We start from the raw sequence: 12,099 nt of genomic DNA, 5'->3' as shown, positions 1-12,099 counted from the left end.
TTTTGGTGAAACTTCAGTCTAAGAAATGCAACCATAATGCAATAAATAATTTTAATCTTGACAGTTTCCTCTCCCATTGAGAATAATGGCAATAATCAATAAGATAAATACCTTTAAATCTCTTTGAGATAGGATAATAGGAACGTTTTACAAGGTAGTAAAATGAAAATTCTAGTTACTGGTGGCGCGGGCTTTATTGGTTCTGCAGTGGTTCGATATCTTATTGAAAGTACTACGGATACAGTAATCAATGTTGATAAACTGACTTATGCTGGAAATTTAGATTCGCTTAATCGCATCATCAACAACCCACGTCATATTTTTCAACAAGTAGATATTCGCTCCCACGATCAAATAAATCATCTATTTTCTAAATTTCAGCCAGATGCAATCATGCATTTAGCAGCAGAAAGTCATGTCGATCGCTCTATTGATGGGCCAGCTGAGTTCATACAAACAAATATTATTGGGACTTATAGTTTGCTTGAAGCCGCACGCGTTTATTGGCAATCATTGCCTGCAATACAACGCCAATCATTTCGTTTTCATCATATCTCTACAGATGAAGTATTTGGTGATCTTGAAAATAAAAATGAATTCTTTACGGAGACAACTTCTTATGCGCCAAGCTCTCCATACTCAGCAAGTAAGGCAAGTTCAGATCATTTAGTTAGAGCATGGCATCGAACTTATGGATTACCAACAATAATAACGAATTGTTCTAATAATTATGGTCCTTATCAATATCCTGAAAAATTAATTCCGGTTATAATTCTGAATGCCCTTGCTGGAAAAAATTTACCCGTGTATGGCAATGGAACGCAAATTCGAGATTGGTTGTATGTCAATGATCATGTTCATGCTCTTTACATGGTTTTAAAAAATGGGGTAATAGGTTCTACCTATAATATTGGCGGGAATAATGAGAAACAAAATATTGAAGTAGTTCATACAGTATGTGATCTATTAGAAGAATTAGTCCCCCAAAAACCAGCACATATTTCTTTCTACAAAGACTTAATTACGTACGTTAAAGACCGCTCAGGCCATGATCTACGTTATGCTATTGATGCAACAAAAATTCAACGGGAATTAGGATGGAAGCCCAGAGAAACCTTTGAAACAGGAATACGGAAAACAGTGGAATGGTATTTAAATAATCAAAGTTGGTGCCAAAATATTCTAAACAAACTTCTACAACAGAAACAATTACGAGTTACTGAAAAGGAATTATCAACATGAAAGGAATCGTGCTCGCAGGAGGCTCAGGTACACGTCTTTACCCTATAACGCAGGGCATCTCAAAACAATTACTTCCTATTTATGATAAGCCCATGATTTATTATCCCTTATCAGTTCTCATGTTAGCGGGTATTCGTGAAATTCTTGTGATTACTACCCCCGAAGATCGCCCAGCATATCAACGAATCTTAGGAAATGGGGAACAATTTGGCATAAAAATACAGTATGCATTACAACCCAGTCCAGATGGCTTAGTACAAGCCTTTATTATTGGTGAAGAGTTTATAGGTCAAGATAATGTGTGTTTGGTATTAGGTGACAATATATTTTATGGGCTTGGATTTACAAAAAAATTACAAGAAATTTCCGCACGTCAAACAGGAGCCACTATTTTTGCTTATCCAGTAAAAGACCCCGAACACTTTGGCGTTGTCTCTTTTGACGAGCACATGAAAGCAATATTAATTGAAGAAAAGCCAACAAATCCTAAATCAAACTATGCTATAACCGGACTTTATTTTTATGATAATCAAGTGATAAACCTTGCCAAACAAGTACGCCCATCCTATCGGGGTGAACTGGAAATATCGTGTATTAATCAGTTCTACCTTGAATGCGGAAATCTTCACGTCGAGCTACTTGGACGTGGATTTGCCTGGTTAGATACGGGTACTCCTGAAAGTCTTTTAGCCGCAAGTTCCTTTGTACAAACTATTGAACATCGTCAAGGATTGAAAATCGCTTGTTTAGAAGAAATCGCTTACAAAAACAATTGGATAAGCGCAGAAATGCTTAAAGAAATTGGTCTTAAACTAAGTAAAAATAGTTATGGAACTTATTTACTTCAGTTAATTGAACAAAAATGATAAAAGACAAACTTGGCGTGGAGTAGTAAGTATAATGGGGCCAAGTGATTCGTTATGAGATATTTTGTTCCATGAGATGCTCCACTACTCCTGGTAAATAATCCTTCCAACTTTGGCATTGAATATTTAATATTTGTTCGATTTTTGTTGTATTTAAAACTGAATTTTTTGGCCTTACCGCTTTAGTCACATATTCTTCCGATTTTATGGGCCTTAAATGAGTGAGCGTCAAACTCATTCCTTTTTTCTTGGCAAGATCAATAAAAAAACGTGAGAATTCATACCAATTAGTTATACCCTTCCCCGCATAATGGTAAATCCCCCAATCGTTAAAAGATGGCGTACTTATTTTCGCTACAATCGCCAGTACTACCCTGGCAATATCTTGCGCTGCAGTTGGCCTACCCCATTGGTCTGCAACGACGCTCAGTTCCTCTCTCGATGAAGCCAGTTTTAAAATTGTTTTTACAAAATTTGTTCCATACACGCCAAAGACCCAACTCACACGTAATATGATATGCTCCTTGAGTTGTGAGATAATTGCTTGTTCGCCTGCTAATTTGGATTGAGCATAAACACCCTGAGGATGAGTAATATCTGTCTCGCGGTAAGCACCTTTCCTGGTACCATCAAAAACATAATCCGTGGACAAATGAATTAAGCTTATTTTTTTCGGGGCACAATATAGAGCTAACTGCCGCACAAACTCTGCATTAATCATATGAGCCAACATCACTTCATCTTCAGCTTTGTCTACAGCCGTATATGCAGATGCATTAATAATCAATTCAGGTTGAATCAAAGAAAGAGTTGAGATCACTTCACTGACCTGAACACAGTCCAATTCTTTTCGCGTCAAAGGAACAATTTGATGTTCTGTTGACATAAACAGCCGAATAATTTCTGAACCAACCTGACCATTAGCCCCTATAACTAGTATTTTCATATAAATCTCGGCAGAAATTGGCGATCGATTAAGTTCAAAGGGCTTGCTTGAATATCTTTTGCCGAAAGCCGCACATCATCAGATAGAGGCCAATTGATAGCCAATTCTGGATCGCGATAATTAATCGACAATTCACTTTCTGGATGATAAAAGTCTGTGCATTTATAAAAAAAATCGGCAGTAGGGCTTAAAACATAAAACCCATGGGCAAAGCCTTTGGGGATCCAAAGTTGACGCTTATTCTCTCCAGAAAGAATGACACCTACCCACAATCCAAAAGTTGGTGAGCCTAACCGGATATCAACAGCCACATCAAAGACTTCTCCAGCCAAAACAGAAACCAATTTTCCCTGAGCATGCTGATATTGGTAATGTAAGCCTCGCAAAACTCCTTTACGCGACCTCGATAAATTATCCTGAACAAAAGTATCGTGTATGCCCAGTAATGCCGCATATCGAGCAGCTTGAAATGATTCGAAAAAAAAACCACGCTCATCACCATGAACTCGAGGTTCTATAATTTTCACTTCAGATATTTTCGTATCTAATATATTCATTAACTATCGCCATGTTTCTGTATTGAAAAATTTACACTCATTGATTTTACTTTATGTTTGAGAGAAAAGGCTTATGGCGATCTTTGTGGGAAACCATCACTTCCTGCATTAAATTGAGCCATCAACCGTCCTGTTTTTTCCCAAAGTTTGATGATGTCTTCTTGGTACCATCCAGGAAAGATATTTTCGTTATTTTTTGCAAATTTATATAAGGTATCAAGCAGATAACACAGAACACCGGGAGTCATTTCGAATCCAGAATGTTGCATTGAGATCCGTCGGAGTTCTTCTATGCGTTTAAACGAACCTATAGAGGTTTTAGTCGCAGCATATTCTCGGCTTGCAGACAAAACAGCATCGACAGGATGAGGATCACCCAATGCTGACAGCCGCATCCACAAATCAGAATCCATTCCATACTCTAATTCCACATTAAGATACCCTATTTGTTCTAAACAATGGCGATTCATAAATGTTGAAGGTTGCAAGATATAGTTCAAACCCATAACTAATGCATCACGGTCGAAAGTCAAGCTGTTCTTGGGGAAAAAATGGGCCAATACTTCGCCTGTTGCCGAAACACGAAATCCATCTCCGAAGAAAAAGGGAGAGTGTGGATTTATTTGGTACGCATTGACCACTTGTTCAAACGCGCCTGGAAGGTAGTAATCATCGGAATTAAGCCAAGCAACCAACTCTCCAGATGCTTTCATGAACCCTTTATTTATTGCATCGCTTTGACCTTTATCTGGCTCACTTACCCAATAAGTAAGATAAGGCTCAAATTCATGGATAATTGATAAGGAATCGTCATGAGATCCACCATCAATAATAATATACTCCAAGTTTGGATAATTTTGAGAGAGTACGGATTCAATACACTGCCGAAGAAAAGAGCCTTGGTTAAATGAGGGAGTCACAATAGAAACCTTTGGCAGATTATTTTCTTGCCTCATTTTAATTCCTTAAAAAATTTAATTATCCGCACGTGATTTAGATTCTTTTAATTTTAATTGTTTTTGTAAGGCCAATGCTCCTCAACTCTTCGTCGACTTATACTGGGGTAACTTTTAAATTAGAAATAGTATAAGCAGCACGCCTTGAATCGGTTTTGCTTAAAGGCTTAGCTGCTCCATTAGTCACAATGGTAAGTTTAGTCAACGATGCAGGGGAAATATCAAGTACTTTATCATAAACGGATCGTTCTCCGTTTTTTGCATTAAGCACAATTTTATGGGGGTCATTCTTGTCCCACAAATAAATGGTTAATTGCTGATCTCCATGTATCCCATATTCAAAAAATAACCTTATTTTTTTCATTTCTGAAGATGCATCGGAGGGTTCCAATTGGAAAACAATCTTATCTTTAACCCAATACCACCAATTATCACCACTCTTCTCTTCGGGATATGAATTGCTTACATTAATAATTTTTATCTCGGCTCGAGATAAATTGTGCAAACGCGCATCTTCTGAAGATACATTCATCGTTTTATCATTAGGGATCTTTTGCATACCCTGTACTGAATCAGCCTCAGTCTTCTGTGCAATTCCCGGGTATTTCAGAGCAGATAAACTTATCACGCCCACGATTATGCCTAAAAAAAATCCTCCAAAAAAATCCTTCTTTTTCATAATTAATCCTTATAATTCCTATATTTAATAAAGCATTTTCGTTTGCTCAAGATAGCACACTCATAATAAAGAGAACAATATTTAAAAGCAGTTTATCTCTTATAGCTGCTCACCATACTCAAGTTACCCAGGTATCTCGTTCGGAAAAAAAATTCGTATCATGAAGTAAGAATGCGAGCTCTCTACCTGCAGCATCGATAAAAGACTCAGTGAATTGTATATAAATTCGTTTGTTATTTACTAACTCATTGGGAATAGATACTTGTTGGTACTGATGGGCAGTAAATTGAAACTGACCTACTCTTTTTTTACCTGCCATAATAAGCATGGTTGAGTCCATTGGCGTAACTCCACCTATGTAGAGAGTTTCTCCAACGGCTCTCTTGCCCGAGTTACATGAAAATTCTTTTGAGAGCCAATTATCCGAAAAAAAACCACGAATGTTAGATTTTGAAATAGTTTTATTGATAAAACGAATTTTTTTGAGAGAAGTTTTTCCAAATTCTTTAATTCTTTTAGTCAGATTTGAAAGGCTCTGAGTCCGACGTGACCAATGGTAATGTAGCTTGCTGATAGGATGATGTATCCCTTTAATGGATAATAAGCCAACTATCTTACTGATTGCATTTTTTTTCTCATAAATCAAGTGGTGCCAGTATCCCTGGTAATAATTGAGATGTGTATGACCAATATGATGTTTGCATATGCTAAATATTTCTTGATAGATCTTGATACGCCCCGAAAGGGTCTTAGTTTCTGGATATAAGCGTGAACAGGAAAGTTTTTCGTGCAAAAACTGGATATCCATGTTGGCTTTTGCAATACGTAACCAGAAGTCATAATCCATAACAAAATGGAGTTGTTCATCAAAAAATCCAATTTCTTCGACTACACGACGTCGCCAAAAAGCAGAAGGCTGACATATCATGCAGTCTTGGGACAATCTATTAAATGAATATTCATCCGTCTTATAAGTACCAATGATATTATCATGTTCATCAATATAATCTGCCTGACCATAAACCATATCACAGTGCGGATGATTCAGAAAAAAATCAACAACTTTCCGAATAGCGCCGGGAGTTAACACATCATCAGAGTTCAAATAAGCAAGAATTTCTCCCTTTGCCTGCTTCATACCTTTATTAATGGCATGAGTTTGTCCATTATCTGGCTCTGAACTCCAAAAAAACCGATCAGTATAAGAACGAAGAATATCTACGGAATTATCAGTAGAGCCTCCATCAATTACAATATATTCAATATGAGGATAGTCTTGGGTAAGTACACTATCTATGGTGCGCTTGAGAAATCTTCCTTGATTAAAAGAGGGAGTGATAATAGATACTAAGGGTAAGTTTTTTGATGTCGATTCTTCATAGACCTTTTGTCTGGTCTTTTCTGCAACTCGAGCACAAGCCGCAAATAAATTATGTGCTGATCGCTCCCAAGAATATGCATTTAATCGTGCTTTACCACGTTGAACTAGTGTTTCACGCAACTCATTATTTTGCAGAATCTCTTTCATAGCATAAGCCATTGCTGAGATATCTAAAGGAGAGCACGTAATCACAGCATCCCCCCCTACTTCAGGAAGACTGGTAGTATTACTGCATAAAACGGGGGTACCTGTATTAAAAGCTTCTAATAAAGGTATCCCAAAGCCTTCGTAGAGTGTGAAAAAAACCAATGCTTGGGCGCGTTCCATAAGTATTCGAAAAAATTCAGGCCGAATAAAGCCCAGATGTAAAACAGGCAAGTCCTTGTTGTTTTTATGAAGCTTTTTCCACCCATCTCTATTACCAGTTAAAACAAGAGTCACATTTAAATCACGATTATTTTTTAAAAGGAAACGAAAAGCTTGCAGCAATCGAATATGATTTTTATGCTTCCAGATATTTGCAGGAAAGAAGAAAAATGGCGTTTTAGGAATCAAAGCCTTTTCTTTATCAGTCAAACAATCTTCGGTTGTTGTTAGACTATGGACTTTTTGTAAAGAGGGTTCCATAAGAAAAATATCGTTGCATTTTGTTTGGGGAAAATCATAAAGGGATTTTTTTGCAAATTCTGATATAGTGCCGATAGCTCCTGCCTGAGTCAGTGCTTTTGAAAAGGATGATCTTCTAGATTGAAGTACTTTTTTAGAGAAAAACTCAGGATAAACTTCGTGTTGTATATCAGGGATTAAAAAAATTTGCTTGTTTAATGGAAACTGTAATGTATCTTCCATAGGATAAGTACGAAAAAGAACATCAAGGTTATTTTCAGCCGCAATTCTATCCAAATCAGAGAAAAAAGTAGTACTCGATAAAGTAAAAAAACGAATGTTTTCTGAGTGAGACTCCAGCATGGCTCTATTAAAAGGAGTACAAAATACTAAAAATTGATGCTCTTGATAGAGGATAAACATCGATTCACAAATCCCTTTCACTAGCTGAGAAATGCCTCCAGAAGCACCAATCACTAATTGGCGAAGTTCAATTCCTATAATCATATCGTAATTCCATGTATTTATTTTATCTTGTTTTTGAGAAGGCTTATTAATGATCTTCGTGGAAAACCATTTTTGTTTGCATTAAATTGTGCCATTAACTGTCCTGTTTTCTTCCCAAATTTTATGATGTCTTTTTGATACCATCCAGGAAAAATATCTTCATTTTTTTTTGCAAATTTATAAAGATTATCCAACATATAACGCAAAACGCCTGGAGTCATCTCCAGTCCCGAATGTTGCATTGAGATACGTCGAAGTTCTTCTATGCGTTTGAATGAACCTGTTGAGGTTTTAGTGGTGTTATATTCCCGATTTGCAGACAAAACACCATGGATAGGATGAGGATCACCTAATGTGGAAAGACGCATCCACAAATCAAAATCCATTCCATACTCTAATTCCACATTAAGATACCCTATTTGTTCTAAACAATGGCGATTCATAAATGTCGAAGGTTGCAAGATATAGTTCAAACCCATAACTAATGCAGCACGGTCAAAAGTTAAACTGTTTTTAGGGAAGAACCGAGTTCGTATTTCCCCTGTTTTCGAAACTCGAAATCCATCTCCGAAAAAAAAGGGAGCGTGTGGATTTATTTGATACGCATTGACCACTTGTTCAAACGCGCCTGGAAGATAGTAGTCATCGGAATTAAGCCAAGCAACTAACTCTCCAGATGCTTTCATGAATCCTTTATTTATTGCATCGCTTTGACCTTTATCTGGCTCACTTACCCAATAAGTAAGATAAGGCTCAAATTCATGAATAATTGATAAGGAATCATCATGGGATCCACCATCAATAATAATATATTCCAAGTTTGGATAATTTTGAGAGAGAACGGATTCAATACATTGCCGAAGAAAAGAGCCTTGGTTATATGAGGGAGTCACAATAGAAATTTTTGGCAGATTATTTTCTTGCTTCATTTTTAATTCTCTTAAAAAATTGTACTTTTGTAAAAAGGTTATTCCATGTATTGAGAGTCTTAAGAGCAATTTTTATTAGCGGTAAGGAGAGCAAATTCTGTGCGTCGGTAAGCTGGACTGTCAATGATTGAATTTGAGCATCAGCATGTGTTTTATACTCTTGAAGAACCTCTACCTCTTGACGCGCTTCAGTAAGCCATATAGTCAACGACTGAACTTGAGCATCCGCATTTGTTTTATACTCTTGAAGAACTCCAACCTCTTGACGCGCATCAGTGAGCCATGTGGTCAATGAGTGGATTTGAGCATCCGCGTTTGTTTTATACTCTTGAAGAACCTCTACCTCTTGACGCGCATCAGTAAGCCATGTGGTCAATGAGTGGATTTGAGCATCCGCGTTTGTTTTATACTCTTGAAGAACCTCTACCTCTTGACGCGCATCAGTAAGCCATGTGGTCAATGAGTGAATTTGGGCTTCAGCATTTGTTTTATACTCTTGAAGCTCCTCTACTTCTTGACGGGCATCAGTAAGCCATGTGGACAACAATTGAATGTGTTTCCCCCGTTCAGCACGATCAGCCTCTACTTCAGTTAATGAATTCTGACACTTTAAAAAATTAGAGCGAAGATCTAATAATGCCAGGGTCATCCTTCCACTTGCAGTTGCAAGAAGACTCTTTTCAATCTCATCTTGAGAATGTGGATTAAGAGGTTGACGGCTAACAATCAGGAACATATCATAGTGAGCAAATATTGCCGGCTCAAAAGCAATATGATTTGCCCCTAATTTAGAGAACAAACGCTTGATTGATGTTTGACTGAATAAATAGAGATGTTCATCATGCGTTAACAGTTGTAAAAAAGGAGCTCTAGCAGCTTTCAGATTTTCATAGACATCATTTTCTTTGAATTGAGGCGTTTGAATGATTAAGCAGCCCCCGGGCTTAAGTAATTGAAGGCAAAGTCGCATTGTTTTTTCCGGGTCGGGTAAATGCTCAAGCACATCCATTAATGCAATGACATCAAAACTTGCCGGCTCAAGCTTAGCTTGTTCAACTGGCCCTAGCAATATAGGAACATCAAAAATATGTTGGCCATATTCAATAACCCAAGGACTGAGTTCTAATCCGCACGCCATATAACCTGCTTGTTTCATCAACGCAACAAAGCTGCCGTGGCAACAGCCTATTTCAAGTACCTTGGCCGGAGGGCTTTGATATTTAAGTAAGGTCTGCATCCAATGTAAGTTTCTTTCGATTAAATCAGTTCTGGAGCGAGTAAAAATATCTGCTTGTTCTAGATCGTGGGTCTGGTGCTCAATCCAATATTTTTTTCCATAAAAATCCGTTTCATCATCCTTTACTAATAACTCCTCATCATTAAGTCCGGCCTGTGAAACCAGAGTCTGGCAATCAAGACAAAATCCATAATTTGGTCCAAATTTACTTAAATTTTTTGTAGTCCCACACCAACATTTTCTCATTTGGATTCCTTTATTTTTGGGGCTGCGCCTCTTATTAGAGCTCTTGCAAACTAATATTGTCCTTTGATGATGCACAAGTGCGAGGGAGAACCTCGATGAAAGATAATTTTAATCAATAATTCTTCAATGTACCTATGCACATCTTTTCCCAAGTTAGCAAATGCAAAATGTATCAGAATAGGACTTTTTTGATAAACATACAGGAAAGTGACTTGCATTGACTACATGATAAAATCTAAATACCCACCGAAGCTTTTTCAAAAAAAAATATGCTCATACTCAGTCAATCTGAAAAAATAAAACATACTTAAGACAGGGGAAAGCAGTTCAATCCACGAGCATAATCACCTAACCCAAATCCGATACAACTTCTTATTTGCAGTATATCTTACTTTTTTTAGTGAATACAATAAAAACATCACATGGAAATTTTGTAAACAATAATTGATAAATAACTCTGAATAACAACGCCACAAAAAGCTTCAAGATCATATTAATCACGCTATCAAAGAAAATTTTTAGAAAAAAAAAGAAGTATTACAATCTATTTCTGAGCTCTAGAAATTCCCATTAACAGCGGAAACCTTATTTGCTTAAGCTAGACAAACATCTGCTCCTTTAAATCGAGCAGGATAACATTTATTTTATTTCCTTCCTCAGAAAATCGAATGGCGTGGAGTATTTCTTCTCGCGGGACTCCTTGATTTAGTTGAGGTAGGAAGTTTTGAAATTCATTTTCATCTGGTTCTCGACATAATAAATAACGATAAGCATTTTTAAGGAACTGAATATCCTCGTATACCAAAAAATCTTTAATGCAATTAAATTCTTCTAATACTGTGTTACTGGTAAGCTCCGTTCCGGTCAAACGTAAAGGTTGATTGTCTTTCAGATTAATAACTTGTAAATAGCGTAAGGACTTTAATTGTTCTACAAATTTATCTTTTGTGTAACAGGGCATTAAATTAAACAATGCTCTTCGATAAGCTTGTTCAACACTGAGTGCCTCTAGTTTTCCTTGGTTAACATTATTATGCACAAAAAAGGCGTTATTCCCCGCCATAGTAGATCCTATAAGAACATACCCGTGATTTTTCAATAAATCGTAATAGGCACGAAGAGACGCTCCAAAATAAGTTGGTGGATAGGTTGTATTCCAAGTAAAATTTTCTTTATAAGGGATAGATACCGATAGTTCCTTGCCAAAGAAACTATTGTATTCCAAAATAATAATCGCCGGTTCAAATTTTGGATTGCATTCCATCAGACTTTTCAGGACCCAATAATCATTACCATCAATATCCAATGAAAATAGCCCGATCTCGTCAGGTACATCCAATTCACTTATAACACTATGAATATTATCTTTCGTAATATAATGTTTCTTAGCAAAAAGATTATTTCGCCAGAAAAAATTGCTTGCTTTAATGCTGTTAATGCTCTTTTCACAACAGTCAATAATAATGCCTTCCCAGTTATTATTTTCTAGTAAAAAACGAGTATTTGCTTCAGTGTAATCTTCCACACCAATTTCAATAAATATCTTATTTTTTATGGCGTCTGCTAAATGATGTGTAATAAACTGAATAATACCGTCTTCTCCAAACTGTGAATAAACAGCAAATTCCACATCTTTGATTGGCGATTTAAGAGATTTTTGCTTAATTTGATCAGAAAGAAGTTTTCCTAATAATTGCTTAGTTTTTAACATAAAGCGTAAGCCCCTTCTATGTGAACTCCTGTTCCAAGGAGTTTATTAATCTATTTTCGTAATCTTTGCTCTACCCCATTCTCCCCTGACCTGGTAGAAGACTCCCTCGAGGGGGTAGTGGGTCTAAAATTTAGCACCTAACTCTCAGAGCCCACATTATCCACAAGTCCGCAGACCATGGAGTAGCCTTAAATAATTACACTCCAGTGAATCCTGTGGATAATGCTAGCCGCATC

The 12,099-nt window shown here is 36.8% G+C and carries 10 protein-coding genes; 2 read left to right on the top strand and 8 right to left on the bottom strand.

The window, feature by feature from the left end; translation table 11 throughout:
- Window positions 1-162 precede the first annotated feature (162 nt).
- Together rfbB and rfbA are read left to right on the top strand one after the other, a co-directional pair.
- Window positions 163-1,242 (top strand): dTDP-glucose 4,6-dehydratase, encoded by a 1,080-nt coding sequence (rfbB, locus tag FOLKNPGA_RS07015; protein WP_182352360.1) that lies wholly within the window; start codon window positions 163-165, stop codon window positions 1,240-1,242.
- Entirely contained in the window at window positions 1,239-2,108 is an 870-nt protein-coding gene (rfbA, locus tag FOLKNPGA_RS07010) for a glucose-1-phosphate thymidylyltransferase RfbA (protein ID WP_182352359.1), read from the top strand. Before rfbB ends, rfbA begins: the two co-directional genes overlap by 4 nt.
- 52 nt (window positions 2,109-2,160) lie before the next feature.
- Here the strand turns inward: rfbA and rfbD are convergent, their stop codons facing one another.
- From rfbD to FOLKNPGA_RS06970, 8 genes are all read right to left on the bottom strand, one after another.
- Window positions 2,161-3,054 (bottom strand): dTDP-4-dehydrorhamnose reductase, encoded by an 894-nt coding sequence (gene rfbD, locus FOLKNPGA_RS07005; RefSeq protein WP_182352358.1) that lies wholly within the window; start codon window positions 3,052-3,054, stop codon window positions 2,161-2,163.
- Window positions 3,051-3,611: a dTDP-4-dehydrorhamnose 3,5-epimerase gene (gene rfbC, locus FOLKNPGA_RS07000; protein WP_182352357.1), complete on the bottom strand. Its 561-nt coding sequence runs from the start codon at window positions 3,609-3,611 to the stop codon at window positions 3,051-3,053. The genes rfbD and rfbC overlap by 4 nt, the downstream gene beginning before the upstream one ends.
- Window positions 3,612-3,682: 71 nt before the next feature.
- Complete coding sequence (locus FOLKNPGA_RS18885) at window positions 3,683-4,567, bottom strand: glycosyltransferase family 2 protein (protein ID WP_255466066.1); 885 nt, start codon at window positions 4,565-4,567, stop codon at window positions 3,683-3,685.
- 97 nt (window positions 4,568-4,664) lie between these two features.
- Window positions 4,665-5,246 (bottom strand): hypothetical protein, encoded by a 582-nt coding sequence (locus tag FOLKNPGA_RS06990; RefSeq protein WP_182352356.1) that lies wholly within the window; start codon window positions 5,244-5,246, stop codon window positions 4,665-4,667.
- 118 nt (window positions 5,247-5,364) lie between these two features.
- The gene (locus tag FOLKNPGA_RS06985) at window positions 5,365-7,740 is read right to left on the bottom strand and encodes a glycosyltransferase (RefSeq protein ID WP_182352355.1); all 2,376 of its coding nucleotides are present in this window, start codon (window positions 7,738-7,740) and stop codon (window positions 5,365-5,367) included.
- Between the two features lie 17 nt (window positions 7,741-7,757).
- Window positions 7,758-8,669 carry a glycosyltransferase family 2 protein gene (locus FOLKNPGA_RS18880; RefSeq protein WP_232890827.1) on the bottom strand — a complete coding sequence of 304 codons (912 nt, stop codon included), beginning with the start codon at window positions 8,667-8,669 and terminating at the stop codon, window positions 7,758-7,760.
- On the bottom strand, window positions 8,653-10,152 hold the full coding sequence (locus tag FOLKNPGA_RS06975; protein ID WP_182352354.1) for a bifunctional 2-polyprenyl-6-hydroxyphenol methylase/3-demethylubiquinol 3-O-methyltransferase UbiG: 1,500 nt from the start codon (window positions 10,150-10,152) through the stop codon (window positions 8,653-8,655). The genes FOLKNPGA_RS18880 and FOLKNPGA_RS06975 overlap by 17 nt, the downstream gene beginning before the upstream one ends.
- A 598-nt stretch (window positions 10,153-10,750) precedes the next feature.
- Complete coding sequence (locus tag FOLKNPGA_RS06970; protein WP_182352353.1) at window positions 10,751-11,863, bottom strand: DUF4214 domain-containing protein; 1,113 nt, start codon at window positions 11,861-11,863, stop codon at window positions 10,751-10,753.
- Window positions 11,864-12,099 lie beyond the last annotated feature (236 nt).

The sequence above is a fragment of the Legionella sp. PC1000 genome (assembly GCF_014109805.1).
Taxonomy (GTDB): Bacteria; Pseudomonadota; Gammaproteobacteria; order Legionellales; family Legionellaceae; genus Legionella; species Legionella resiliens.
The sequence above is the reverse complement of the archived record's forward strand: the minus strand, read 5'-3'. Positions and strand labels throughout refer to the sequence as shown.

Coding starts and splice junctions, on each gene's coding strand:
- rfbD (WP_182352358.1), bottom strand. CDS start 3,054: ATGAAAATACTAGTTATAGGGGCTAATGGTCAGGTTGGTTCAGAAATT.
- rfbA (WP_182352359.1), top strand. CDS start 1,239: ATGAAAGGAATCGTGCTCGCAGGAGGCTCAGGTACACGTCTTTACCCT.
- rfbC (WP_182352357.1), bottom strand. CDS start 3,611: ATGAATATATTAGATACGAAAATATCTGAAGTGAAAATTATAGAACCT.
- rfbB (WP_182352360.1), top strand. CDS start 163: ATGAAAATTCTAGTTACTGGTGGCGCGGGCTTTATTGGTTCTGCAGTG.
- FOLKNPGA_RS06970 (WP_182352353.1), bottom strand. CDS start 11,863: ATGTTAAAAACTAAGCAATTATTAGGAAAACTTCTTTCTGATCAAATT.
- FOLKNPGA_RS18885 (WP_255466066.1), bottom strand. CDS start 4,567: ATGAGGCAAGAAAATAATCTGCCAAAGGTTTCTATTGTGACTCCCTCA.
- FOLKNPGA_RS06985 (WP_182352355.1), bottom strand. CDS start 7,740: ATGATTATAGGAATTGAACTTCGCCAATTAGTGATTGGTGCTTCTGGA.
- FOLKNPGA_RS06990 (WP_182352356.1), bottom strand. CDS start 5,246: ATGAAAAAGAAGGATTTTTTTGGAGGATTTTTTTTAGGCATAATCGTG.
- FOLKNPGA_RS18880 (WP_232890827.1), bottom strand. CDS start 8,669: ATGAAGCAAGAAAATAATCTGCCAAAAATTTCTATTGTGACTCCCTCA.
- FOLKNPGA_RS06975 (WP_182352354.1), bottom strand. CDS start 10,152: ATGAGAAAATGTTGGTGTGGGACTACAAAAAATTTAAGTAAATTTGGA.